The sequence below is a fragment of the Hymenobacter rubidus genome, from assembly GCF_016734815.1.
Taxonomy (GTDB): Bacteria; Bacteroidota; Bacteroidia; order Cytophagales; family Hymenobacteraceae; genus Hymenobacter; species Hymenobacter rubidus.
In genome coordinates this window covers 15,587-42,035 of record NZ_JAERQF010000018.1, presented here as the reverse complement: position 1 = coordinate 42,035, position 26,449 = coordinate 15,587, and the positions used below count along the sequence as shown (strand labels likewise).

The window sequence follows — 26,449 nt, the reverse complement described above, 5'->3', positions numbered from 1 at the left end:
GACAGCCGTTGCAAAAAAAGTAACGTCCTAACTATTGCACCACCAGCTTGCGCGTCACGATGCCCTGGGCAGTGCGCAGCTGCAGGGTGTAGAGGCCAGCGGGCACCGTGGGTAGCTCCAACTGGCGCGTGGCCGTGGCAGCGACTGAAGCGCCTTGCGCCACCACGCGGCCCAGGGCGTCGGTCACGGTGTAGGGGGCGCCCAGCAGGGCCGGCTCGGTGCTGCTGAGGGTGAACACGCCGTTTGGGCTGGGGTTGGGGGCTACGCTGAGAGCGGCATTCAGCGCCGGGTTGCGGGTGGCGGTGACGGCGTTGCCCAGGTTAATGTCGTCGATGTACACCGTGGTGCCCGTGGTGATGTTGGCGGCCGTGCCCGATACGAAAACCAGGTGGGCCGAATCGGGCGCGGCGGTCGTGGCCGAGTTGTAGGTGATGGGGAACGAGGCCAGCGTGTAGCTGGTGGCCGTGCTGGTGAGGTACTGCGACACGAAGCCCACCGTCTGCGAGGCCCCGTTCACGGTGCGGGTCAGCTCCAGCAGCACGTAGGCCGAGTCGGCCACGGCGCTGGCGCCGGCCAGCTTGTAGTAAAACTGCAGCTGCGCGGGCCGGCTCGTAAACGGCACGCCGCCGTAGGAGTTCGGCGAGGCCGTGGCCACGCGGGTGCCCAGCACGAAGTAGCTGGCGTAGCCGCTGGCATCGGTGATGAGCTTGGCGGCGTAGGAGCCGGAGTTGGCGTCGGTGGTTTTGACGAGGGTGTTGTAGCTGCCGTTTTGGGGCTGGCCGCTGTATTCGGCCGAAAAGTCGTCGTCGGTGAGCCAGTTGGCGGGGGCTTCCACGCCACCGCTCACGGAAGTGGTGCGGGTGGCCCAGGTTTCAAGGTCGAGATTGGCCACGGCCTGGCCCTGCGTAGCGCCGAGGCTGAGGAGGCTGGCCGCCAGGGCCAGCGTGAAGCGGGTAAGGGTTTTCATAGTGAAAGTGAGTGAGTGGTAAAAGGTATTGTGCTGGCAAAAATTTGCCCTGGCGCACCATTCCACGACTGCACTCGACGGATACCCGGTAGTAGCAGACCAATTCGGGGTTTCACGGCCTTATTTCCCACTTGTGATTCTCTTTTCGAAGCTGTTTAGGAAGCGTATCGTTTGCCGGGCCGACGCCCTGGCGTCCAACCGGTTGTCGGTCGACGGTCGTTTGGGAGTCGTTCTAGCGGCAACCGGTCGGACGCCTGGGGCGTCGGCCCGGGGAGGCTGACTTCCCACAGCGGTTTCGGAGTCGGCATCCAGGCGCTGGAAGTATCGCGAACTTTGTAGTTCGCATCCCCGCGCCAGTCGCTTCGATAAGACGGCGCGGGGACGCGAACTGCAAAGTTCGCGCTACGGTACACCGACTCCGAAACCGCTCTAATCCGGTCCTTCAACTGGCCGCCGGCGACGCGGACTGCAAAGTCCGCGCTACTTTGGGGCGGTAATTTTTGCTCTGACCGTTTACCCGTATGCCCGGCACCACCATCCAGGCCATTAGCCTCTACAAGCTGCTTGTGCCGCTGCGCGAGCCCTTCGTCATTTCCCTCGGGCCGCTGCTGGCGGTGCAGAACGTGGTGGTGGTTATTCGCACCACCGACGGCCACACCGGCTACGGCGAATGCAGCCCCTTCCTCACCATCAACGGCGAAAGCGTGGACACCTGCTTCATCGTGGGCCAATATTTCGCGCCCGCCCTCAAAGGCCGCGACGCGCTGGACCTGCCCGGCAACCTGGCCCTGATGGACCGTATTATCTACGGCAACAGCAGCATCAAAAGTGCCTTTGACGTGGCCTTGCACGACATTGCAGCCCAGCACGCCGGCTTGCCCATCTACGAATTTCTAGGCGGGAATAACCGCAAAGTCCTCACCACCGACATGACCGTGAGCCTCGGCCCGCCCGCCAAAATGCAGGCCGATGCCGTGCGTTTTCAACAGGAGGGCTTTCCCGCCATCAAGGTGAAGCTGGGCGGGACGTTGGAGGAGGATGTGGCCCGAATCCGGGCCATTCGGGAAGGCATTGGGCTCGCGCACCATTTGCGCATCGATGCCAACCAGGGCTGGCAAACGGCCGACAACGCCATTGCCGTGCTGCAAGCCCTGGCCGAATTCAACATCGAGCATTGCGAAGAACCGATTCTGCGCCAGCACTTCATGGAGCTGAGCCGGGTGTCGGCCGCTTCGCCCATCCCCATCATGGCCGATGAAAGCTGCGGCGACGAGCACGACGCCGCCCGCCTCATTCAGCTGCAAGCCTGCCAGCTACTCAACATCAAGCTGGGCAAGTCATCGGGCTTCCATCGGGCCCAAAAAATTGCCCGGCTGGGCGAAGCCGCCGGCCTGACTCTGCAAGTGGGCGGCTTCCTGGAATCGCGCCTCGGCATGACGGCCGCCGCCCACCTGGCCCTCTCTAATGATGCCATTCACCATTGCGATTTCGACACCCCGCTCATGTTCACCGAAGACCCCGTGCTGGGCGGCATCCGCTACCGGCCCGGTGGTGTAGTGGAGGTACCCGCCACGCCCGGCCTGGGCGCCACCATCGATGAAGCTTGGCTGCGTCAGGCAGAACAGGCGCATTTTTAGGATTAGGATGTGTTGCGGCAGTACAGCAGACCGTCATGCTGAGCTTGTCGAAGCATCTCTACCGCAATAGTAAATGATTACTCTTCGCGGTAGAGATGCTTCGACAAGCTCAGCATGACGGTCTGCTCAGCATGACGTTTTGGGTTTCTGAAACTATCCATATTACCGCACCAGCCGGCGCGAAACCGTGCCGTTGGGCGTGGTCAGCAGCAGAGTGTAGAGGCCGGCGGGGAGGTCGTTCAAATCCAGCGTACGGCTGAGAGCAGGCGCTGGCGCCAACTCGCGGCGCACGGTGCGGCCGGTGGCATCAAGCACGGTGAGGGGCGCGGCCAGCAGAGCGGGCTCGGTGCTGCTGAGCAGGTAGCGGCCGTCGGCGCTGGGGTTGGGGGCCACGCTCAGGGCGGCATTTTGGGCGGCGTCGCGGGTGGCGGTGGCGGTTCCGGTGAAGGAAACATCGTCGACCCGAAACACCGTGCCCACGGTGATGGCCCGCGCCGTGCCCGACAAAAACACCAGCGAAACCGAATCAGGCGTCAGCGCGGAGGAATATTGCAGCGGCACCGACGCCAGCGTGTAGGTCGAGGCCAGGGCCCGCACGTAGTAGCGGGCCTGCGCCACCACCGTGGCCACGCCATTGACGCGGCGCATGAGCTTCACGGCCATGGCGGCCGAGTCGGCTACGGCCTGCGGGCCGCTGAGCTGGTAGTAAAACTGGAGGTTGGCGGGGCGCGTCGTGAACGGGATGCCGCTGGGCAAGCTGCTGCCCAGCGGCAGGGCAATGCCTTGCAGACTGGTGCCCAGCGTAATAGCGCCGGGAATCTGCCCCAGCCCCAGCAACAGCTGCGTTTGCAGTTGGGCCGCGTAGGTGCCGCCGTGGACCACGGTGGTTTTCACCACGGCATTGGTCGGGAAGCGGGCCCCGATGAAATAGGCGGCCACGTCGTCGGTGGTTTGCCAGTTGGCGGGGGCGTCCACGCCATTGCGAACGGCCCAGGTGTCGAGGTTGCTGTTGGTGAACGTTTGGGCGCGGGCCGGGGCTGTCAGGAACAGGTCGGCGCAGGCCAGCAGGCTCAGCAGAAGGTGTACGGGTGTTTTCATAAAGCAGGGAAGGGCCGGCAGACGAATTGCCGATAAATGAAGATGCTGTTAGAATAGTCCAGCTATGTCTGGATAGAAAGCAAATTAAGCATGCGCCGTTGGTTTGTTACCATGCAGTGGGGTCATTGTGTCGCTTCCACTATAGAAACCGGGCTTTCAGGGCCGAGGTGGGCAGCCAGCAACTTTCCTGCCGCCCAAACCAGCGGTAGCGGTGCCGGGCCACCAGGCGGTAGGCCGCGTCGCGCCAGGCGCGGGGCAACACCTCGGCCACGGCTGCCAGCTGCCACACGCCGCCCAGCCCGCGCGCAATGCGCAAGACGGCCGTGGAATGGGAATACACTTGCCCGCCGCTCAGCAGCAGCACCGAATCGGGGCTGGCGGCAACGGCCGCAGCCGCCAGCCCGTGGGCCGCCAGCAGGGCCCGGCCGGCCTCGCTTTGCAGGGCCGCGAAACGGAAGCGGCCCGCCGGGTCGTGGCGGATGACGAACTGCACGAAGCCATTGCAAAGGTTGCACACGCCGTCGAACAGGATGGTATCGGGCACAGAATCGGGCATGAAACGAGCAGTAGCTAAGCAAACAACGAAAGCACAAGAACTTAACGCTGCGGCTGTCATGAAGTTTGCCGCATTCGACAAAGCCCTGAATATCAGTAGTGTTTCGTGGTTTAGAATAGCCGCAAGAATCCTGGCACTGTGCTCCGCATAACGTTCTTCTGCTCACCACTCACGTCCACTGCTTCAGGTACTGAAACACCTCCGGATGCGTGAGCAAGCCGCCATGGTGCTGCTGGCTGAACACGGCCGTGCGCACGCTGGCGCCCGCCGGCAAAGCCGCCTCATCGCCGAAAGTGGCGTGGCCGCGGGCGCTACCCTTGCCCACCAGCCCGTCGCCGAAGTATTCGCGCAAGGCCGAGGGCCGGGTGCTCCGCAGCCACGCGCCCATTAGAATGTGGTACTGCACGCCCGGTAGCGGCGGCACCGGCATGCGCGGCGGTGTGAGGTCGTGGGCGTGGGCATCCTGCCAGTCCTCGTCTACCAGAATGGAGTAGCGCAAATCCTTGATGCCGTTGCTGCGCTGGTTGAGTGCCTTGCTCAGAAACCGCGTGGGAAACAGGTTGATGCGCTCCAGCAGGCGGGCCGTCAGGAAGGAGTTTTGCTCCAGCCAGGAGCCGTCGTTGGGCGTGCCCAGCAGGAATACCGAGCGCAGGTGCGCCAGCCAGGGCGCTTTTTTTAATGAAGAATGAGGAATGAAGAATGAAGAATTATCGGTGGCTGGCCGGTTTGCTTCGCTGGATAATTCCTCATTCTTCATTCTTAATTCTTCATTAAGCGCAGCGTAATGCCCCGCCGAGCGAATAATCAGCCCGCCCATGCTATGGCCCACCAGCACCAGCTCGCCGATGGCGTCGGGGTAGGTTTCGACCAACTCGGTGAGCAGACGGCTGAGCTCGCGGCCGTTTTCGGAGAGGTGCAGGCCGGAGTTGAAGCGCAGGTAGAGGGCCCGAATGTGGGTTTCCTCGGCCAGGCGGGGGCCGTAGCGGCGGCTGCCCGGCGCGTCCTGAAAACCGGTTTGCCAGATAAGCTCGTCGCCCATCAGGCCGTGCACAAACACCGCCGTCTTTTGGTGGGGCTCGCTGAGACGCAGGTCGGCCACGGCCACGTCGTGGCCGCCGCGCCGGAAGCTCATCTGAATGGCACGCGGGTCGAAACGGGCGGCCAGCTGGTCGCCCAGGACCCCGTTGAGCACCGGCAAAAAGAAGTGCTGGTGGGCCTTGCCGGTGCGCACAAGGTAGTCGGCGCCGCGCACGGGCAGCAGGGCGGCCCGGCCTACCGCCCCTAGGGCGCGGCGAAAACGGGAAGGTTGGGGGGCGTCAGAATCAGACATGAGGAGGGGAGGGCGGAAGCAGCCCCACCCGAAAGTAGCGCCGCCCGCGATATTGCGTTGGCCTTCCGCCCGAAATCAACGTACTTTGCACCACCAATTCCAAGCACCACTTCATGAAGCTTTCTTCCCGTTTCACCCTGGCCCTGCTGCTGGGTACCGCCCTGGCCGCCACGCTTTCGTCCTGCGATTACCGCTGGAGCCCCGGCGAAAACACGCAATTCCACCACGGATTCACCAATCCTCCCGGCTGGCACAACGCCGACGTGAACCGCGACAGCATCAACAACCAGCCCAAGGCCCCGGCTCCGTCGGGTGTGGGTTCGGCCACGGCCATCAAAAAGGGCTCGGTGCAGGACAAGCTGGATTCGGCCCCGGCCGGCGACAACGCCGCGTCGCCCCAGAACGCCAGCGGCCAGATGGGCAGCACCGACCAGGCGCAGGAGAAGAAATAGATTTTGTTGCCGCCAGGCATCAAAAAGCCCGTTGCCGACACGGCAACGGGCTTTTTGCGTTCAATTGTTCTGAGCTGGCGCTACAAGGCCTTCGGAAACTGCCCCGGCCGGGCATAGCCGAAGCGCACCGGAGGCTGCACCGCGTGGTAGCCGTCGAGGCCGGAGATGCAGGCAGTGCCCAGGGCGGCGAGGTCGAGCGTGCCATCCTCGCGCAAGGCTTCTTCGTGCATATACACATGCTCCACGGTGCCCACCAGCAGCACGGTACCGTTGCTGATGGGGTGCTCCTCCAATAGCCGCAAGCCGATGCTAAGCGGACTTTCGGCCACGTAGGGCGCCGGAAACCCGTCACGGAAAGCCGCTGTGAAGCCGCACTCATCAAACTCCGAAACGGTATCGGGGAAATTGGCGGAGGTGTAGTGCGCTTGCGCGGCCAGAGCCACCGGCACGTGGTTGAGGGTGTAGCAGCCGTTGGCCTTTAGGTTGGCGTAGGTGTGGCGGGGAACGGTAGTGGGCCGCGTCACGATGCCCAACAGGGCCGGGTCGGAGCCCAGGTGCAGGGCCGAGCTGAACACGGCCAGGTTGGTGGCGCCGTCGGGGGCAGCCGTGCCCACCAGGTTGGCCGGTTTGAAGCCGGGCAGTCCGTTGACGAGGTTGAGACGATAGATTTTTTCGAACGCCTGAAGGTCGGCCGCAGTGAGATGGCGCATGGAAGGGGCTGATGAAGGCAAGTAACGAGGCAATGACCTGCTTCTTCCCCGAAATGTTCAGCTTTTCTTCAGTGTGCGCCGGTACCTGCGCTACGGTCGAGGCACAGGCGGTTATACTGGCAGTGCAGCATCAGGGCAAACAGAAACAGTCCGTACACCAGCTGCGTGCCCACCGTGGCCCACTGCTCCAGCAGGCTGCTGCCGAACACCAGCGCCGTCATCAGCAGCATGGCGGCGGCCAGCGCCGGACGGGTAAACAGGCCGATAATCAGCAGCAGCCCAATGCCGCCTTCCACGAAAGGCAGCACTGCCGCGAAGGGCCGCACCAGCATTTCGGGCAGCAGCGAATTGGCAAACTGCTTCACCATACCGGCCTGAAACGCCGCCAGCTTGGGCAGCCGCACCAGAAAGTGGGTCAGGAAAGCCACGCCCATCAGCAGGCGCCCCAGCACAAAGGCCAGCTCGGAGTTGGTCAGGTTCAGCATGCCCGGCTATACGGTGCGGCCGGGTGGGCGTTACCGTTCCAGCTTGAAGCCGGGCTCGCGGGCGGGGGGCGCCGTGCGGTTGGCCACGGCCCAGCCCGTGAGGTACATCCAGGTGGTCATGCGCGTAAGCTTGGCGTAGTCGATGCGGCTGGCCTCGTCGCGCGGGGTGTGGTAGTCGGCGTGCAGCAGCGAGGTGTACATCACGGCCGGAATGCCGAGGCGGGCGTAGGGCAGGTGGTCGGAGCGAAAGTACCAGCCCTCGGGGTGCGTGGCCTTGTCCCACTCGGTATCGAGCTTGAATTTGGGGCCGGCCTGGTTGGCGGCCAGGGCGGTTTTCACGAGGTCCGACGAGTTGAGGTGGGGCGGCGTCGAGCCCAGCAGGGCGGCGCTGTCGGGGGCGTTGCGGCCCATCATCTCGGCGTTCAGCACCGCCACGATGGACTCGCGGGGCACGGTAGGCGTGGTGGCGTAGTAGGTCGAGCCAATCAGGCCCCGCTCCTCGGCGCCGTGGTACACAAACAGGGCCGAGCGCCGGGCCGGCTGCTGCTTAAATGCCCGCATGATGGCCAGCAGGGCCGCGCAGCCGGTGGCGTTGTCGTCGGCGCCGTTGTAGATGGAGTCGCCGGCCACGGGGGCGCGCACGCCGTCGTGGTCCTGGTGGGTGCTGAACAGCACGTTTTCCTTTTTCAGCTGGGCATCGGTGCCGGGCACTTTGGCCACAATGTTCACCGACGGGTACTGGAAGCTTTCCACCTTCAGCTCGGCGGTGAGCTGCTGGCCGGCTTGCTGCACCCAAGCGGCGGCGCTAGCGGGCAGCCACACCACCGGCGGCGTGCTCACCACTTTGGTACTGGCGGCGCCGGGCAGGCTGTAGCGGCCCCGCTCGTAAATGTGGCTCCAGTGGTCGTACAAGGCCTGCGAAGGCGCATCCGAAATAAACACCACCGCCACCGCGCCGGCCTTCACCAACTCGCCCGCCTGCCCGCCGAACTTGCCAAACACGTAGCGCCGGTAGCTGATGCCGTCCGTTGGCGCGCCCGAAATCTGCACGGCTACCGCCTTGCCCTTCACGTCCACTTTCGCCAGCTCGGCGGCCGAGCCGCTGCCCACATACACCAGCGGCGCGTTCACGGTGGCGTTGGTGGGGGCCGTCACCACGCCGTCCTCGTTCAGCTTGAGCTGGTGCGTGCCAATGCGCAGCGTGCTGGTTTTGGCCAGGCGCGTGCGCTGGAGGTTGAACCACTGGAAGTAAGTGCCGTCGTCGCCGGCCGGCTGCAGGCCAATGGCCCGAATCTGGTCGGCCAGCCACACGGAAGCTTTCAGCTCGTCGAGTGTGCCCGCCTCGCGGCCTCGGTAATGGTCAGCGGCCAGGGCAAACAAGTCGCGCTTAATGTCGGCTTCTTTGATGGCGCTTTGCGCGTTGCCGCTTTGGGTAGCGGATTTTGTAGCGGGCTTTTTCTGGGCTGTAGCGCCCAGCGGGGCCAGGTTGAGGGCGGCCAGCAGTCCGGCAGCAAGGAATAAATGCTTCATGTGGGTAAGACTCGGAAACGAGGGCAGAGGTTTCATCTTTGCTTCCACGGCCGGGCTAACGCAGCGAATCGTAGAGCCGGGCCATGGCCAGCAAAGGGTTGTGGCCGAGGTAGTCGCGGCAGGGCACGTTGTATTTGCTGCTGGGCTTGCGCTGTAAGTCTTCGGGGTGGCCGCCCAGCGGGTGGTAAAACTCCCAGATGGTGCCCGTGCGGCGGAACTGCTTGGCGGAATCGTCCAGCGCTTTTTCCAGAATGAGACGGGCGGCGTCGCGGCGGCCGTAGTTCAGGCAGGCGCGGGCGGCCCAGTAGGCCATGCTGTTCCAGGCCGGGCCGCGCCACATGCGCAGCTCAAACTTGGGGTCGCGGCGGCCCACGGTAGCCACGGGGTGCTCGGTGAGAAACACCTGGGGGTTGGCCAGGTAGCTGTCGATGTAGCGGTTGGCCTGCTCCGGGGTGGCCGCGCCCGTCACCAGGGGCCACATGCTTTCGAAGGGCAGGTTGCGCAGCGCGGCATTCTGCACGGCCCAGCTGTCGTAGAACATGCCATCGGCCGGCACATACAGCTGGGTCTGAATATAAGTCCGCAGCTCGGCGGCGCGCTGGGTGTAATACGTTGCGTCCAGCCCCAGCCGGCGCGCCCACTGCGCGGCCACGCGGTAGAGCTGGTAAACGTGGCTGGTGGCGTCGACGCAGGCCAGGGCGCCCTTGGCCACCTCATCAAACCGAATGCCCTCATCAACCCCGCTTTCCCACTTTTTCAGCAGAATGTCGTTGTAGAAAAAGCCACCGTTCGCGGCCTTACGGTTGTTTTCAAACCAGGTAATCTGCCGAATGAGCGGGGTATAAAACTGCCCGATGATGGCACTGTCGCCCGTCTGGCGCACGTAGTCCTGCACGGCCACAGGCCACAGCGGCGGGTGGCCCTGGGTGTTGTGGTTCCAGTACACCGAGTCGTGCCGGGCCAGCCCGCCGGGCATGTAGATGGAACCCGGCAGCAGCCCCGTGGCCTCCTGGTTTTTGATGTCGTTCAGCAGCTGGTGCAGGGCATGCTCGGGGTAAGCGGGCAGCACGTCGATGATTTCGTGCACCACGTCCCAGTGCCCGAAAGCGTTGCCGTACACGTAGCCGGGGCCCAGGTCTTCCCACTCGTACTCGAAGGGCGGGGCGGCGGAGTGGGTGGCGCGCTGGTGCAGAGCGGCCACGTAGGCCAGCATGGGCCGCCAGGCCGGCTTGCCCACGCGGGCTGCTTCGGCCGCAAGCGCGGCCCAGCTGCCACCGGCCTTGGGTCCGGAAGCCTGGCCCTGCGCCCGCGCCCGTTGCGGCGTGCTCAGGCTTAGCAAGTAAATGAACACGGACACCAAAAAGGAAATACGCATAACTCAAGGCTGCAAAAACAAAAGGATTTACCGCTACCGGGCTGCCCAAGCATCGTTGTGCCGTTTAAGCTAAAATGAAAAGGCTATTTCCCACTGCGAACACTGCGGGAAATAGCCTTTTGGATTGCCGAAATCCAACCTAAAGCAGTTTCGGAGTTGGTATACAGGCGCTGGAAGTAGCGCGAACTACACAGTTCGCGCTACTGGATACCGACCTAACCTAGCTCCGTTTTGCCGGGGTGGCGCTTTTGGGCTTGGTGGCCGGAGCCTTCGCGGGTGTGGGTTTACCAGCTGGCTTAGCCGCCGCCAGTGGGAAGCCACGGTGCTTCATCAAGGCGTCAATTTTGGGGTCGCGGCCGCGGAAGGCGCGGTAGCCGGCCGCCGGGTCCACGGTGTTGCCCACCGTGAAGACGTGCTGGCGCAGGCGGGCGGCCACGGCCTTGTCGTAGGGCCCGCCGGCCTCGGTGAAGGCGCTGAAGGCATCGGCCGCCAGCACCACCGACCACAGGTAGGAGTAGTAGCCCGCCGAATAGCCATCCGAAGAGAAAACGTGCGAGAACTGCGGCGTGCGGTGGCGCATCACAATTTCGTGCGGCATGCCCAGCTGGGCCAGGGTTTCGCGCTCAAACTTATCGGGGTCAATTTTCTGCGCCCCGGCCAGGTGCAGCTTCATGTCGACGAGGGCGCTGGCCAGGAATTCCACCGTTTCAAAGCCCTGGTTGAAGGTGCTGGCCTTGTTGATGCGCTCGACCAGCGCGGCTGGAATGGGCTTGCCGGTTTGGTAGTGCAGCGCAAAACGGTTGAGCACTTCCGGCGTCGGCAGCCAGTTTTCGAGCAGCTGCGAGGGGAATTCCACGTAGTCGCGCACCACGTTGGTGCCCGACAGCGTGGGGTAGGTCACGTTGCTCGACAGCCCGTGCAGGGCGTGGCCAAACTCGTGGAACAGCGTGGTGGCATCGGTCCAGGAAATGAGCACGGGCTCGCCCTCCTTGCCCTTCACAAAGTTGGAGTTGTTGGACACAATGGTCGTCACCGGCTTGCCGTCCATGCGCTCCTGGTTGCGGTAGGCATTCATCCAGGCGCCGGAGTTTTTACCGGGCCGGGCGTAGGGGTCGAAGTACCAGAGCCCAATTTGCTTGCCGGTGGTTTTATCGTTCACCTGCCACACCTTCACGTCGGGGTGGTACACGGGCACGTCCGTAACGGGCACGAAGGCGAAGTTGAACAGCTCGCCGGCTACCCAGAACATGCCTTCGCGCATTTTGTCGAGCTGCAGGTACTGCTTCACCTCGTTCTGGTCGAGGTCGTAGCGGGCCTTGCGCACCTTCTCGGCGTAGTAGCGGTAGTCCCAGGGCTCAATTTTGAAGCCGGCCGGAGCACCTTCCTTTTGGGCCAGGGCCAGCATGTCGGCCACTTCCTCGTGCACGCGGGCCACGGCGGGCTTCCACACCTGCTCCATGAGCTGCATGGCGGCTTCGGGCGTTTTGGCCATGGTGTTGTCGAGGCGCAGGTGGGCGTGGGTGGGGTAGCCCAGCAGCTTGGCCCGCTCGGCCCGCAGCTGCAAAATCTGGGTAATAATGGCGTTGTTGTCGTGCTTGCCGCCGTTATCGCCGCGGTTGGTGAACATCCGCCAGGCCTTTTCGCGCAGCTGGCGCTGGTCGGAGTAGGTCAGAAACGGGTCGATGCTGGAGCGGGTGTTGGTGATGACGCCCGCCGCCGCAATCTTGCGGGTGCCGGCCGTGGCTTTGGCCGACTCGCGCAGCGAAGCCGGCAGTCCGCCCAGGTCCTTATCGGTTTTCAGCACCAGCACCGAGTCGGCCTCGTCGGCCAGCACATTCTGCGAGAAGTTGGTGAAGAGCCCCGCCAGCTGCTGGTTGATTTGCGAAAGCTGGGCCTTGGCCGTGGGCCCGAGCTTGGCGCCGGAGCGCACAAACTGCTTGTAATCAACCTCGACCAGGCGTTGCTGCTCGGCCGTCAGCTTCTTGGTAGCCGGCGAGTTATACACCGCCTCGATGCGCTTGAATAGGGCCGCGTTTTGGGTAATCTGGTCAGAGAAAGCGGCTAGTTTAGGCGCCATTTCGGTTTCCACGGCGCCGAAAGCTTTGTCGTTCAGCGTGCTGCTCCACACGCCGTAGGCAGCCTGTACGCGGTCGAGGGTGCGGCCGCTGCGTTCCATGGCCACGATGGTGTTTTCAAAGGTGGGCGCCGCCGGGTTGCTGGCAATGGCGTTGATTTCGGCCAGATTCTCGGCCATGGCCGTTTCCAGCGCGGGCTTAAAGTCGGCCACTTTGATTTTATCAAACGCCGGCACGCCGCCGTGCGGGCCGCCCCAGGGCGCCAGTAGCGGCAACTGGTCGGCGCGGGCCGCAGTAGGCGCGGTGGAGGCAGTCGTTTGGGCCATACCGGGGGTGGGAAGCAGGGCGAGAGTCAGGCCGAGTACGGCCAGAAAACCAGCCGGCCGCGAGGCACGAGAAGAAAGTGACATAGTGGGAATTGAAATCAGAAACGTGAATTGTCGGCGAAGGTAGGTGTTTGAACAAAAAGCAGAACGTCATGCAGCGCGCAGCCAAGCACCTCGCTTGAGACAGTAATCAATAGTTAGAGCGGTTTCGGAGTCGGGGTACCGTAGCGCGAACTTTGCAGTTCGCGCTACTTCCAGCGCCTGGATGCCGACTCCGAAACCGCTGTAGTGGTGGCACGCCAGATGCTTGGCTGCGCGCTGATTGAGGGTTACTGGCCGGCGCCCGTTGCGGGCTCTTCCACCCGTTTCAGGTCGAGGTCCTGAAAATCGTAGCTGAAGTCGGTAGCGGGCGAAATAGGCTTCATCTTCAGGCCCGAAGCGCGGCCCTGGTCATCGAGGATGAACGTGGCAAAGGCGTCGGCGTTTAAGCTGCGCGCCTTCCAGCGCACCGCAAACGTGTTGCCGCGGTAGGGCAGCACCTGGCCCACCAGGCGCGGGGCGCGCACGGCCCGCAGCCACAGCTGGTGGGCCTGCTGGTACACGTTCACGTCGCCCAGCCAGGCGTCGTGGTAGCGGCCCACGTAGGCGCTGTAATCGGGCTTTTTAGGCGCGGCTTTCTGGGCTGCGGCCACCTGCTTCCAGGCGTCGGTCAGTACTTTGTTGGACTGGCCATTAGCCGCTTGGCGGTAGCCAAGCATCTGCTGCACCCGGTCGAGGCCCGTCACGCCCAGGTAATGGTCGAGAATAACAGATGAAACGGCCGTGAACGCCAACCCATCTTCCTGGTTGGTGAGCACGATGATGCCCAGGTGTAGTTCGGGCACCAGCTGTACCTTGGTCACCATGCCTATCTGGCCGCCGGTGTGCGATACTACTTTGTAGCCCCGCGCATCGTTCAGTACCCAGCCCAGGCCGTAGGCTGCGAAGTGGGTATTGTAAGGGGTAGGGCCGGGGCCCAGCGGGGTGATAGTCTGCGGCGACCACAGCTCCCACTGCGTGCGGGGCTTGAGCAGTGGCGCGGGGGCGCCCGGCCCGCCCAGCAGCATCAGAGCCCACTTGCTCAGGTCGTTTACGCTGCTGTACATGCCGCCGCACGGCGCGGCAACCGTCCCCCGGTCGCGCTGGATGACCTGCACTTTGCCATCTACCAGGCCGTGGCCGTCGATGACGTTGGTGGGGTCGGGCAGGCGAGTGAAGTCGGTCGCGGTGCGCGTCATGCCCAAGGGTTTCACCAGGCGGTTTTCTACAAAATCGGCCCAGGGCTGGCCCGCAATGCGGGTCACTACTTCGCCCGCCACGATGTACAGGTTGTTGTCGTAGTCGTACTTGCTGCGAAACGACGACACGGGCTTGAAATAGCGCAGATTATGAATCACGTCCTTGATGGTGAAGTCCGTCGAGTCCGGAAAAAACATCAGGTCGCCGGCCCCCAGGCCCAGGCCGCTGCGGTGGCACAGCAGGTCGCGCACCGTGAACTCGGCCGTCACGTAGGGGTCGTACATCCGAAATTCCGGAATGTAGTCCGTCACCTTGTCGTCCCAGCGCAGCTTGCCTTCGTCCACCAGCAGCCCCAGCGCCGCCGTGGTAAAGGCCTTGGTATTGGACGCAATGCCCACGAGGGTATTGGCGTCCATGGGCTCTTTGGTGGCCAGCGAGCGCACGCCGTAGCCCTTGGCCATCACCACCTGCCCGTCCTTCACCACGGCCACCGCAATGCCCGGCACGTCGAAGCCTTTGAGGGTGCGGGCCACCACGGCATCCACGGCCGCTACGTCGAGCGGCGCGGTGACGGGTGGGGCGGTCTGGGCCCGACTCACACCAGCGGAGAGAATAAAGCACAAGAGCAGGCCAGCGGGGCGGAATGCGGGAGAAGCACAGGATTGAACCATTGGAAGAAATTTTACCCGAAAACCAATAATGCGAAGCAAGGTAGGGAGTTAATTTCGGTTCCAACCGCCTTCTTTCCCTGCGGGCGCCGGGCCTTACCGCTGGCGTCCGGCCCAGGCGTCCATGTGCCGTTCCAGAATGGCCAGGGGCATCGAACCACCGGCCAGCAGCTCGTCGTGAAACGCCCGCAGGCTGAACCGTGGCCCCAGCTGCTTGGCGTAGCGCGTGCGCAGCTCCTGAATCTTGAGCTGGCCGGTTTTGTAGGCCAGCGCCTGGCCGGGCAAGGCCAGGTAGCGCTCAACTTCGGCCGTGGCGTCGGGCTCGCTGATAGGCTCGTTGGCCATCATATAGTCGATGGCCTGCTCGCGGCTCAGGCCTTTGGCGTGCAGGCCCACGTCGACCACCAGGCGCAGGGCGCGGTGCATCTCGTCGCCCAGCGCGCCCATGCGCTGGTAGGGGTCGGTGTAGAGGCCCAGCTCCTTGCCCAGGCTTTCGCAGTACAGCGCCCAGCCCTCGCTGAAGGCCGGGTACGCGGCAAAGCGGCGGAACTTGGGCAAGCCGGTGTTTTCCTGCTGCAACGACAACTGGTAGTGGTGGCCCGGAATGGCTTCGTGGGCAAAGAGCGACTCCATGCCGGACGTGACATTGAACCGGGTCGCGTCGTTAATCGGGACAAAAAAAACGCCCGGCCGGCTGCCGTCGGCCGTGCCGCGGTCGTACTCGGCCGGGGCCGTGGCGGCCCGAAAGGCCTCCGTCTGCCGAATCTCGAACGGCGACTTGGGCACGTGGCCAAACAGCCTGGACAGGTTGGGCGTGATGCGCGCCTGAATGCTGCGAAAGGCGTTCAGCACCTCGGCCGGCGTCCGGTAGGGCATAAACCGCGGGTTGGAGCCAAGGTAGGTGAAGAAGCCCGCCAGGCTGCCCCGGAAGCCAACCTGCTTTTTCACGCCCTCCATTGCGGCCCGAATGCGCTTCACTTCGGCCAGCCCGGTCTGGTAAAGGGCATCGGGGTCGCGGTCGGTGGTCGTCATCAGACGCACGTCGTAGCGGTACATATCGGCGCCGCCGGGCACGTCGCCCAGGCCGGTGCTGCTGCGGGCCTGCGGCAAGTATTCGGTTTGCAGAAAGTCGGCCAGCTTGCGGTACGTCGGCACCAGGTCGGTGAGAATGGCTTGCTGGTAGGCAGCGGTTAGCCGGGCCCTGTCGGCCTCCGAGAAGCTGGCCGGAAACTGCCGCACCGGGCCGTAGAACGGGCTTTTGGTGGCATCGGCGGTGAGCTGGGCCTGGAGCTGGGGCACCATTTTCAGCACCAGCACGCGGGGCAGCACCACGGCGGCCTTCATGCCCTGCCGGAAGTTGCCGATGGCCGAATCGGCCCACACCGGAAACCGGCTCACCCGCGCCAGCCAATTGTCGTAGTCCTTCACCGTGCGGAAGGGCTGGGCGCCCGTGCCCGTGCCAAGCTGCCCCAGCGCAGCGGGCAAGCTGTTGAAATGCGCAAACGGCATCATCCACTGGTTCAGGCGCAGGCCGTCGAGCCGGCTGCGCATTTCGTACTGGAAAATGTCGTAGCTGAGCTTGTCTTCGGCCGAGAGACGGGGACGGTCCACGTTCAGCAGGTCGTTGAGGTAGCGGCGGTAGAGGCGGGCCTGCTGCTGGCGGAAGGCGCGGGTCTGGTCGTTGGGCAGCCGGTCGTTGTAGCGGTTATCGCCCTGCGCCGTGGCCATCAGCGGAAACAGCCGTGCCCGGTCCTCCCAGTAGTTATTGAACAGGTTGGCCAGCAACGCCGAAGAGCCAGCCGCGCCGGGCGCCGGGCCCTGGGCTGCCACCCGCCCGGCACCCAGGCACAGCGCCTCCAGCAACAGGAAAAGAAAAAATCGGGGCATTGGTCTGAAATGACTCTATCATAACAGAACGTCATGCTGAGCTTGTCGAAGCATCTCTCCCGCGCAACTAATTGATTTTAGTATTGCGGGAGAGATGCTTCGACAAGCTCAGCATGACGTTCTTAATGGCCTGGGCAACTACTTCTGCCGGGCCGCCCAGGCATCCATTTTGGTTTCGAGCACGGCCAGCGGCATCACGCCGTCCTTCAGCAGCTCGTCGTGGAAGTTGCTGAGCGAGAACTTGCTGCCAAGCTGCTTGGTGTACTTGGCGCGCAGCTCCTGGATTTTGAGCTGCCCGATTTTATAGGCCAGCGCCTGGCCCGGAATGGCCATGTAACGCTCAATGGCCGCCGTGTCGTTCTCCTTGTTGTCGGGCGTGTTGTCGAGCATGTAGTCGATGGCTTGCTCGCGGGTCATCTGGCCGGTGTGCAGGCCGGTGTCCACCACCAAGCGCACGGCGCGCAGCATCTCATCACTCAGCGCGCCAATGTACTGGTAGGGGTCGGTGTAGAGGCCCAGCTCTTTGCCCAGACTCTCGCAGTACAGCGCCCAGCCCTCGGTCATGGCGCCGTAGCCGGCAAACTGGCGGAACTTGGGCAAGCTAGAGTTTTCCTGCTGCAGCGAAATCTGGTAGTGGTGGCCCGGAATGGCCTCGTGCAGAAACAGCGACTCCATGCCTTGCGTCACGTTGTACTCGGCGGGCTTGGGCAGCGGCACGTAGAAAATGCCCGGCCGCGTACCGTCCGGCGAGCCCTGGTTGTACTCGGCTGACGCCGACGCCTCGCGGAACTTCTCGGTTTCGCGGATTTCAAACGGCGTTTTGGGCGTGCGCCCGAACATCTTTTTCAGGTTGGGGTCGATGGTGGCCTGGATTTTCCGGAAGCCCGCCAGCACTTCTTCCGCCGTTTTGAAGGGCATGGCCTTGGGGTTGGTTTTCAGGCTTTCGAAGAACTGCCGCAGTGTGCCTTTGAAGCCCAGCTCAGTTTTCATGCGCTCCATTTCGGCGCGCAGGCGCGCTACTTCGCGCAGGCCCAGGGCGTGAATTTCGGCCGGCGTTTTCTCCGTCGTCGTCCAGTAGCTCACCAGGTAGCGGTACATTTCCGGCCCGCCGGGCACGGCGTTGATGCCGCTGGTGGGCCGGGATTTGGGCAGGTATTCGGTGGCCAGAAAGTCACCCAGCTTCTTATACGTGGGCACAATCTCCGTGAGAATGGCTTTGCGGTAGGCTTCGGTGATGCGCTTTTTGTCGGCGTCGGAAAAATCTTTCGGGAAGGTGTTAATGGGCCCGTAGAACAGCGACTTGGTGGGGTCCGTCACCTGCATGTCTTTGGCGCGCATCTGGGGCAGCATCTTCACCACCAGCGCCCTGGGCAGCACCACGCCGGCCTTCATGCCGCGCCGGAAGTTGCCAATGGCCGAGTCGGCCCACACCGAGAAGCCCCGCACGCGGCCCAGCCAGTTGTCGTAGTCCTGCACCGTCTTGAACGGCTGGTTGCCCTGCCCCGAGCCGTACTGCCCCATCGTAATGGGCAGCCCCCAGAACTGCTGAAACGGCAGCATCCAGGTGTTCAGCTTTAGCCCCTCGACCCGCTGCTTGAGGTCGTATTGAAAGATGTCGTAGCTGATTTTGTCGTTGTCGCTCAGCTTCTCCCGGTCAAACTTGCCCAGCCGCGTCAGATAGTCCTGATAAAACGTGCGCAGCGTGTCGTGAAACGCCTGCGTCTGGTCATTCGGCAGGCGGTTGTTAAAGCGGTTGTCGCCCTGGGCCGTGGCGCTCATGGGGTCGAGGCGCGACTGCGTTTCCCAGAAGCTGGCAAACAGGCCGGGCAGGCCCTGGGTCGAGTCGGCGGCGGTGCCACCGGAGGCTGCGGTTTCGGTGGTTTTGGTCTGGTTGCAGGCCGAGGTGAGAGCGGCGGCGACAAGGCCGGCCAACGCAAGTTTTTTCATGAGAGACTGGGATTGGGATGCAAGCTACGAAACGCCGGCACGTTGTCTAAAACAAAAGCCCTGCCCTCCGGAGCGGAGAGCAGGGCCCGTTTCAAAATCACTGGCCAAAGCGCGCCTATAAGCTATTCGTGAATTAGGCGTTGGGTGGAGCGGCCGGCCGCGCCGGTCAGCTCCAAAAAGAGCGGGCCTTTGGGCAGGTCCGTGAGGTCGAGGCGGTCGTTGCCGGCGGCCTGGCCGCTGCGCAGGGTTTGGCCAAGGAGGTTGTAGAGGCGGTAGCGCACCGTGCCCAATGTGCCAGGCAGCGTGACGATGCCCGTGCTGGGGTTGGGGTAGGCCGTTTCGGCGGCTGGCGGCGACTGTACAGTTGCAATCAGCGAAAAGGAAACGGCACCGTCTGTATCGACCTGACGCAGGCGATAATAAGAGAGGCCGGCTAGCGGTTTGCCGTCCGCAAACGCGTACTCATGTACACGGGTGCTGTTTCCTTGGGCTTTCACCGTTCCGATGGTTTCAAATACTTCGCCGTCGGCGCTGCGCTGCACCTCGAACCGGGCGCTGTTTTTCTCGCTGGCTGTGGTCCAGGCCAGGTTTATGCCTTGGGCTTTGGCCGTGGCATCGAAACGCGTGAGTTCAACCGGCAGGGGCGAAGAGTTGCCCGAGGCGAGGGCAACGTTGTCAATCAGCACCGTATTCGCATTCTTGGTGCCGGAGGTGAGGCGTAGCCGTACGCCTACTGACACGCGCGAGGTAGCGGCACTGGGTAGGACAACAACGACCCGATTGTAAAATGTGCTGGCAGACATGACGGGCGCCGCCGTGGTGGCATAGTTGCTTTGGTAGGTGCTGCCGGTGCTGAAATCGTAGCTGGGGCCGGTGCCCGTGGTTGGGCCCGTTATCGTGAGCTGGGCAGTGGTTGGGAAGCCCGCGCCGTTGATATTGAGGAACACTTCGACTTTAGACAGGTCTTCGAAGGTGCCTACCGGGTTGGCCAGGTCAAAAGACAACGTATTGTCGGTTACCGTGCCGGAACCCATGGCAAAGGTTTTTTCCACAAAGTCAAGCGTAGTGGTGGCGCTGGTGCCGTTGCCATTGTTGCCTTTATTGACGCCATACGTGCCCGTGCTTGTCCCCGAGGCAAAGGGCCCACCCGTCCGGTTGTGGTAGCTGCCGTTAATGCGCTGGGAAATAGACAGCTCTCCCGGCGTAGCGCTCTGGCTGTCGAATGTTTGCACCACCGGGCTGGGCTGGGCCAAGCCCTCGAGCGGCGCAAAAAGCAACGCGGCAGCGCCCATCAGGAAGGGGATACGGTACTTGGTAAAAAATGCATCAAAGGGTAAGCAAGTTGCCATAGGTGAGAAAGGAATGTTTGTTAATGGTGCAAGAGGTAAATCAGTAGAGGAGCACGGGGCAAAACGACTACACAAGTTGACAAGAGCATTGAAGCGAGAGCCAAAAGCAACAAGCCCAACGAGCCGTGACGATGGAATAAGTGAACTTTATGCAAAATAAATGTAAAAAATATTGTTTAACTCATTATTTAATTAGTTTACAACTCGGCTGGTATCGCAAAATAATTCGACAGATACGGTTTATGTAGTGATAATCATAATTATGTGCTGGAGCAGGATGTTTTCGTGCTATTGAAGCTATTTAGGAATTGTCTTGCTTGCCGGTCCGACGGCGTAGGCGTCCGACCGGTCGTCGGTCACCGGTCGTTGGCGCCTCGTTCGGGCGGCAACCGGTCGGACGCCTACGGCGGCGGACCGAGCAGAACCGACGGCCTAAACAACTTCTTTATAAAATCTGGGTAAAGTATATATTGGGTGTCTTTTTTTGTTTCGAATTTGTTATCAAGCATTTCGCTGAGCTCATTCATCAGCTTAGCATGTTCGGCCACGTAATGTTAGATTTTGCTCGTACCTACTTGGCTGCTGTGGAGGACTGATGCCATTGCTCAATCTGTAACGCAAGAGTGCCCTGCTTCCAGTAAAGGAAACAGGGCACTCTTGCGTTACGGAGCGCCTGCAAAATGCAGGGCTCGCGCTTTACTATTCGTGGATTAGCCGTTGGGTGGTGCGGCCAGCATCACCGGTCAGTTCCAGAAAAAGCGGGCCTTTGGGCAGGGTCGTGAGGTCGAGGCGGTCGTTGCCGGCGGCTTGGCCGCTGAGCAGGGTTTGGCCAATGGGGTTGTAGAGGCGGTAACGCACCGTGCCTAGCGTAGCGGGCAACGTGATGGTGCCCGCGCTGGGGTTGGGGTAGGCCCCGTCAAAGGCAAGCAGCGCCTGCACAGCTGCTACTTGCGAGAAGGCACTGGTGCCGTCTATGTCCACTTGGCGCAGGCGGTAGTAGGACAGGCCCGCCAAGGGCTTGCTGTCCACCAAAGTGTACTCGTGCACTTTGGTGCTGTTGCCCTGGCCTTTGACAGTGGCCAGGGTTTCGAACGTTTCGCCATCGGCGCTACGCTGAATGTCGAAATGGTCGCTGTTTTTCTCGCTGGCCGTGGTCCAGTTCAGGTTCACCGCTTGCGCTTTGGCCGTGGCATCAAAATAGGTCAACTCAACGGGCAGGGGGTTAGCAGTAAAAGTAGCGGTACTGGTATTGCCAAGCGAGAAGCCGGTGATGGTGGTTGGGAACGAGGTAAAAGCGGTGGATGTCAGGGTGCCAGCCACGGGTGCGCCATTGGTAGCCGTGCCCGTGTTGGAACCATGGCCGAGCGATGCCCAGGCAGATGTTCCATCACGGCGCGCGATGACGAAAGCGGGGTCATCGGGGTAGTTTACGAAGTCATCCGTGCCAAAAGAGAGGGTTACGGTACCGTTGAAGCCAGTGGGAGTAATGTTGGGAGCCAGCGTGAAATACCGTTTGAAAGAAACGCGGGTAAGCGGAAATGCTACGGATTGTGTAGGGGGTGTTTCAATTTGCTCGCCCGTATAGGTCACGGTGCCGGTGTTCGTTTGAGCGGTGATGTTCAGCGTTATAGGGCGATAATTGCCGCTTTTACCCACCGGGAATACCATGTTTGCTGACGCACCGCTGGTAGTGGTGCGGGCCACTGGCCCGTTGACGTAGCGGGCATCGCTGCCGCCGGTCACCGAAGCAGTAGCGGGCAGTGTGAGCACATTGGTAGCGGTGGTAGTAACCAAGCCCGCAGTAAAAACCAAGCCTTTGGTTACGGTAACCGGCCGTGACAGCGTCAGGCCTGCCGGATTGTTGACTTCGAAAAGGGCGTTGGTACCAAAATTGAGAGAAGCAGTAGAAGTAGCGGTACCGCTAATGCTTTGGGCAACGGCCACCGTTGCCGGAGCGACCGGGCTATTGAATGCGAACGTGCTGGTGCTGGCGGGGTTAATATTGAGCACGCCGCCGTTGGTAACCAGATTGCCTTGAAGGCTTACAGCAGCAGCCGTGCCGGTACCCGTGCCGGTTAAGCCGAGGTTAACCGTGCCGCTGGTTATCGTCAGGTCGTTGGCTACTACAAACTGTTGGGTGCCTGTCACAGTGGACGTATTGCTTCCGCCTGCATATTCGAGGTTGCCATAAGTACGCCCAATGGTGGAAAAGGTACCGCCATTGTAGGTGTAGATGCTGCCGCTGCTAAAGCTCGTGACTGGGGTTGTACCGGGGCCAAAGGGGTCCACACCGCCCTGCTGAATAAAAGTACTGCCGGAAGTAAAAGTGACAGTGTTGGTTGAGGTCACATCAGTAAAAGTGGGCAGGGTCGAGCCACCGTAGTCCACCCGCGTGCTGGTGAAGGTAGCCGTGCCGGTAGTGCCAAAAAGGTTGCCTGAATTGGAAGTCGAGGTGAAAGTAGACGTGCTGGCAAACTGAATGCTGGCATTACTAGGAGCTACAAACCGGTTGGGTGTGCCGCTGGTCACATTCTCAGTCATGTTGCCCGCGATGAGTGCGGTTTGTCCCGTGCCGATGATTAAGCCGATGAAACGGTTGTTGGTGTTTCCGCTTGCAATGAAATTGAGCGTAGAACCAGCTTCAATAAAAAAAGCGTTGGCGATGGTTGTTCCTCCCGGCGCGGTAAGCCCGCCGGCCAAGTTCAGGAAGGCGCCATTGGCACCCGTATTCGGGGCCGAAAAGGAAATATTCACTGCGTTAGCAAGGTTGCCTCCGCTTTCCACCCGCAATTGGGCAATGGTTTGTTGCACTGGGGTCGCGCCGGTGCCCAAGTCTATCACAATGCCGGTGGCCGGGAAGACGGCACCAATGCCTCCTCGGAATACAAGAATGTCAGTGGATGCCGGAGTGCGGCCGGTGGGTGTTCCAGTTGTAGAGGTGCTCCAGTTGTCTGGGTTATTAAATGAGTCGGTTTTATTATTGGCTTTTCCAATCCAGTAATAAGTAGTCTGTGCCTGTGCACTTGCTGACCACAACAGCAGTATTCCCAATGCTAGGAAACCAGTCCTGAACAGTGCCGAAAGCAAGTTCGCAGTTTTGGTATGTACTAAGTTTTTCATAGAGTGATTGGTATGTTCATTTCAGTCCAAGGCTGCAAGCTACACATGGATTGTGAGAAAGATGAAATTATTTAATTAAAAAATATTAATTTGAATTAATCCAATTTTCAATTTAATGATGATAATCAATGTATTGAATTGAGAAATGTCAAAATAGTGAAAATTGCTGTTGGAGTCGTTTAGACTACAAGTAGGAAAGGTTGGTAAAGTATCATATTGTTTACATAGCAGCTGTTTAGTAAGACAGTTCCGCCCGGTCCAACGCCCTAGGCGGTCGACCGGGTGGTGGTCGACTTTCAAAACAGCTTCTTTGCTAGCACCGCCCTTCGCTTTCGCATTACGCATTAGCGGCACGCACTACTTTCGTCCAAACATCCGGTCCCCGTCCTTGTCGTCTCTTAAAATTCCCCTTCTTTGCGTATTGCTCATTGCAGGCGCACTTACGCATACACGGGCGCAGCGCCGACCCGGCTCCGCACTTGCGCACCCCCAACCCGGCTCCGCACTTGCGCACCCCCAACCGGCCACCCAGCCTAAACATATGGGCGTTGCCAGAAATAAAGCGAAACCTGCGATTGTCTCTGCTCGCCGGCCCACAGCTATTCGCAAAAGGCCAGTCGATTCGCCACCGGTGCCGCCTGGCGCCCCGGCATTCACGCGCTACCTGCACTCGCCGTGGGTCGATAGCCTGATGCGGGCCCTCACGCCCGACCAGCGGGCCGCGCAGCTCTTCATGGTGGCGGCCTATTCCAACCGCAAGCGCATCGACGAAGACTCGATTTCGACCCTTATCAAGCAGTACGGCATTGGCGGGCTGATATTTTTTCAGGGTGGGCCGGTGCGGCAGGCCAAGCTGCTGAACCGCTACCAGAGCCAGAGCAAAGTGCCGCTGCTGGTGGCCCTGGATGGCGAGTGGGGCGTGGGCATGCGCCTGGATAGCGTGGAGAAATTTCCGTACCAAATGAGCATGGGCGGCGAAACCGACACGGCGCTGCTCTACGACATGGGCCGCGAAATTGCCCGCCAGTTCAAGCGGCTGGGCATGCACGTCAACTTCGCGCCGGTGGTCGATGTGAACAACAACCCCGCCAACCCCGTCATCGGCTTCCGTAGCTGGGGCGAAAACCCGGCCGCCGTGGCCCGCGACAGCCGCCAGTACATGCGCGGCCTGCAGGACGCCGGCATTCTGGCCGTGGCCAAGCACTTTCCCGGCCACGGCGACGTGGACGCCGACTCCCACCTCTCGCTGCCCACCGTGCGCGTCGACCGCCGCCGGCTCGATACGCTGGAACTGCCGCCCTTCCGCAGCCTGATGGCCGGCGGGCTGGGCGGGGTGATGGTGGCCCACCTCAACGTACCCGCTATGGACACCGTGCTGGGCCCGAGCACGCTTTCGCGGCCCATCATCACGGGCGTGCTGCGGCAGGAAATGGGCTTTAAAGGCCTGATTTTCACGGATGCCATGAACATGCGCGGCGTCATCAGCAAGTTTCCGCCCGGCGAGGCCGACGTGCGCGCCATCATGGCTGGCAACGACATTCTGGAGTTCAGTAAGAACATTCCGCTGGCCCTGCGTATGGTGCGCGCCGCCGTGGACAGCGGCCGGATTTCGCAGAAGGAAATCGACGAGCACTGCCGTCGCGTGCTGGCCCTCAAGCAGTGGGCGGGCCTGAGCCACTACCGGCCCATCGATACCAAAAACCTCTACGAAGACCTCAACGGGCCCCACGCCCAGTACCTCAGCCACCGCCTCACCGAGCTCAGCATCACGCTGCTGCGCAACCAGAAAAACCTGCTGCCGCTCCAGCGCCTCGACACGTTGCGCATGGCCACGCTGGTGCTCGGCGGCTCGCCCCGCGACACGACGGACTTTCAGAAAGCCGTGGCTGACTATGCGCCGGCCGCTCATTTCCATGCGTCGGCCACCCCGACGCTGGACGAGCTGCTGGCATTGCGCGCCGCGCTCAGGCCTTATAATCTCATCCTGGTTTCGCTGCAAAGCCTGGGGCGCCTGCCGGCCACCAGCTTCGGCATTTCGGCGGAGGAAAATATGCTGCTGCGCGAGCTGGTAGACCAAAGGCAGCAACTCGTGCTTAGCGTGTTCGGCTCGGCGTATGCCGTGGCCCGCGTGCGCGATTTGGACCGGGCCGCCGCCGTTATCCTGGCCTACCAGGAAAGTGCGAATGCCCAGAGCCTGGCTGCTCAAGTCCTTTTTGGCGGCACGGCGGCCACCGGTAAGCTGCCGGTCACGGTATCGGATAAGTACCCGCGCGGCTTTGGGCTGCGCACGGCCGGCCGCTTCCGCCTGCGCTACGCCACCCCCGAAGACGTGGGCATGGACGGCCGCCTCGAAGCCCGCGTCGACAGCCTCGTGGGCCGGGCGCTGGCAGCCCAGGCGTTTCCGGGGGCGCAGGTGCTCATTGCCCGGCGCGGCACGGTGGTGCTGCGCAAAAGCTATGGCAACCAAACCTATGCGGGCTTTGCCCGCAAGGAGGAATTGGGAATGAAGAATGAGGAATTGAAAAAAAAGAAAGCTGTTGCAAAGCAGAAGCTGTTGGCAAATTCCTCATTCCTCATTCCTAATTCTTCGTTGGTAACCACGCCGCGCGTGGTTACCAACGAAGACCTCTACGACCTGGCTTCCCTGACCAAGATGCTGGCCGCTACACCGGCTCTGCTCAAGCTGGAAGCCGACCATAAATTCAGTCCGGACAGTACGCTGGGGAGCTATTTTCCTTTTCTGCGCGGCACGAATAAAGCCAGTCTGAAGCTGCGCAACGTATTGGCGCATCAGGCAGGATTGCAGGCGTTTATTCCGTTTTGGCAGGCCTTCCGCAAGAAAAACGGGGACTTGCGCCGGCGCTATTTCCGGCCCGACTCATCGGCCCGCTTCCCGCTGCCGGCGGCGGCCGGGCTGTGGGCGCGCCGGGACTTGCCGGGCCGCGTCTACCAACAGATTGGCGAGTCGCCGCTGACGGCTAAGCCGGGCTATGTGTATTCCGACCTGTCGTTTTTTCTTTACCCGGAGCTGGTGAAGGCGCGTACGGGCCTGCCCATGGATGCTTTTTTGCAGAAAGAAGTGTACCGGCCGCTGGGCGCGGCCACGCTCGGCTATCGGCCCACAAACCGGTTTCCGCTGGCGCGCATCGTGCCCACGGAGGTTGATTCGGCTTTCCGGAAGCAGCTGCTGCACGGCACCGTGCACGACGAAGGGGCTGCGCTGCTCGGCGGCCTCTCGGGGCATGCCGGCCTGTTTGGCGATGCCAACGACGTGGCCAAACTCGTGCAAACTTATGCCTGGGGCGGGCGCTACGGGGGCCAGCAACTCTTCGATAAAGCCCTGCTCGACGACTGGACCCGCTGCCAGTTTTGCCCCGACAACCGCCGCGGGCTGGCCTTCGACCGGCCCGCTACCAACCCGGCCGTGAATTCGGCCAAAAGTGCCTCGCAGCGCAGCTACGGGCACACCGGTTTCACCGGTACTTACTTCTGGGTGGAGCCGGAGAAGGAGCTGGTGGTGGTGCTGCTCACCAACCGGGTGCATCCGACGCGGCGCAACAACAAGCTGGCGGAAATGAACGTGCGGACGTCGCTGCTGCAGCTGGCCATTGAAGCGGCGCGGAAATAAGAGGAGAACTACAGAGTAAGAAAGCAATGTT

Annotated in this window: 17 protein-coding genes; 3 read left to right on the top strand and 14 right to left on the bottom strand. The window is 61.9% G+C overall.

Annotated features, from left to right (window positions below; all coding sequences use genetic code 11):
- Nucleotides 1–31 precede the first annotated feature (31 nt).
- Complete coding sequence (locus JKL48_RS13320; protein WP_201983229.1) at nt 32–967, bottom strand: T9SS type A sorting domain-containing protein; 936 nt, start codon at nt 965–967, stop codon at nt 32–34.
- Between the two features lie 521 nt (nt 968–1,488).
- On the opposite strand from JKL48_RS13320, the gene JKL48_RS13315 reads away from it, so the two are divergent.
- Nucleotides 1,489–2,604 carry a mandelate racemase/muconate lactonizing enzyme family protein gene (locus JKL48_RS13315; protein WP_201983227.1) on the top strand — a complete coding sequence of 372 codons (1,116 nt, stop codon included), beginning with the start codon at nt 1,489–1,491 and terminating at the stop codon, nt 2,602–2,604.
- A 162-nt stretch (nt 2,605–2,766) separates the two neighbouring features.
- Here the strand turns inward: JKL48_RS13315 and JKL48_RS13310 are convergent, their stop codons facing one another.
- The 3 genes from JKL48_RS13310 to JKL48_RS13300 all read right to left on the bottom strand — a co-directional run bounded on the left by JKL48_RS13310 (nt 2,767) and on the right by JKL48_RS13300 (nt 5,588).
- Nucleotides 2,767–3,702 carry a T9SS type A sorting domain-containing protein gene (locus JKL48_RS13310; protein WP_201983224.1) on the bottom strand — a complete coding sequence of 312 codons (936 nt, stop codon included), beginning with the start codon at nt 3,700–3,702 and terminating at the stop codon, nt 2,767–2,769.
- A gap of 139 nt (nt 3,703–3,841) precedes the next feature.
- Entirely contained in the window at nt 3,842–4,258 is a 417-nt protein-coding gene (locus JKL48_RS13305) for a thiol-disulfide oxidoreductase DCC family protein (protein ID WP_201983222.1), read from the bottom strand.
- 169 nt (nt 4,259–4,427) lie between these two features.
- A complete protein-coding gene (locus JKL48_RS13300; RefSeq protein ID WP_201983219.1) occupies nt 4,428–5,588 on the bottom strand; it encodes an esterase/lipase family protein in 1,161 nt (386 codons plus the stop codon).
- Nucleotides 5,589–5,701: 113 nt separating this feature from the next.
- Between JKL48_RS13300 and JKL48_RS13295 the strand changes: the two genes are divergently transcribed.
- A complete protein-coding gene (locus JKL48_RS13295; protein WP_201983216.1) occupies nt 5,702–6,040 on the top strand; it encodes a hypothetical protein in 339 nt (112 codons plus the stop codon).
- Between the two features lie 80 nt (nt 6,041–6,120).
- On the opposite strand, the gene JKL48_RS13290 is transcribed toward JKL48_RS13295, so the two are convergent.
- From JKL48_RS13290 to JKL48_RS23585, 10 genes are all read right to left on the bottom strand, one after another.
- Nucleotides 6,121–6,750, bottom strand: a complete 630-nt coding sequence (locus JKL48_RS13290; RefSeq protein ID WP_201983215.1) for a flavin reductase family protein — start codon at nt 6,748–6,750, stop codon at nt 6,121–6,123.
- A 68-nt stretch (nt 6,751–6,818) separates the two neighbouring features.
- Entirely contained in the window at nt 6,819–7,235 is a 417-nt protein-coding gene (locus tag JKL48_RS13285; protein ID WP_201983212.1) for a MauE/DoxX family redox-associated membrane protein, read from the bottom strand.
- 30 nt (nt 7,236–7,265) lie between these two features.
- Nucleotides 7,266–8,765 carry a M28 family peptidase gene (locus JKL48_RS13280; protein WP_201983209.1) on the bottom strand — a complete coding sequence of 500 codons (1,500 nt, stop codon included), beginning with the start codon at nt 8,763–8,765 and terminating at the stop codon, nt 7,266–7,268.
- Between the two features lie 55 nt (nt 8,766–8,820).
- Nucleotides 8,821–10,140, bottom strand: coding sequence for an MGH1-like glycoside hydrolase domain-containing protein (locus tag JKL48_RS13275; RefSeq protein WP_201983207.1), 1,320 nt, complete (start codon nt 10,138–10,140; stop codon nt 8,821–8,823).
- A gap of 220 nt (nt 10,141–10,360) precedes the next feature.
- Nucleotides 10,361–12,625, bottom strand: coding sequence for a M3 family metallopeptidase (locus JKL48_RS13270; RefSeq protein ID WP_201983205.1), 2,265 nt, complete (start codon nt 12,623–12,625; stop codon nt 10,361–10,363).
- Nucleotides 12,626–12,870: 245 nt separating this feature from the next.
- The gene (locus JKL48_RS13265; protein ID WP_201983203.1) at nt 12,871–14,490 is read right to left on the bottom strand and encodes a serine hydrolase; all 1,620 of its coding nucleotides are present in this window, start codon (nt 14,488–14,490) and stop codon (nt 12,871–12,873) included.
- Nucleotides 14,491–14,583: 93 nt separating this feature from the next.
- Nucleotides 14,584–16,374: a DUF885 domain-containing protein gene (locus tag JKL48_RS13260; protein WP_201983200.1), complete on the bottom strand. Its 1,791-nt coding sequence runs from the start codon at nt 16,372–16,374 to the stop codon at nt 14,584–14,586.
- A gap of 138 nt (nt 16,375–16,512) precedes the next feature.
- On the bottom strand, nt 16,513–18,321 hold the full coding sequence (locus tag JKL48_RS13255; protein ID WP_201983198.1) for a DUF885 domain-containing protein: 1,809 nt from the start codon (nt 18,319–18,321) through the stop codon (nt 16,513–16,515).
- A gap of 122 nt (nt 18,322–18,443) precedes the next feature.
- Nucleotides 18,444–19,670 carry a T9SS type A sorting domain-containing protein gene (locus JKL48_RS13250; RefSeq protein WP_201983195.1) on the bottom strand — a complete coding sequence of 409 codons (1,227 nt, stop codon included), beginning with the start codon at nt 19,668–19,670 and terminating at the stop codon, nt 18,444–18,446.
- Nucleotides 19,671–20,369: 699 nt separating this feature from the next.
- Nucleotides 20,370–22,424, bottom strand: a complete 2,055-nt coding sequence (locus JKL48_RS23585) for a T9SS type A sorting domain-containing protein (RefSeq protein WP_201983193.1) — start codon at nt 22,422–22,424, stop codon at nt 20,370–20,372.
- A 997-nt stretch (nt 22,425–23,421) separates the two neighbouring features.
- On the opposite strand from JKL48_RS23585, the gene JKL48_RS13240 reads away from it, so the two are divergent.
- Complete coding sequence (locus JKL48_RS13240) at nt 23,422–26,418, top strand: glycoside hydrolase family 3 N-terminal domain-containing protein (RefSeq protein WP_317191936.1); 2,997 nt, start codon at nt 23,422–23,424, stop codon at nt 26,416–26,418.
- The last annotated feature ends 31 nt before the right edge of the window (nt 26,419–26,449 follow it).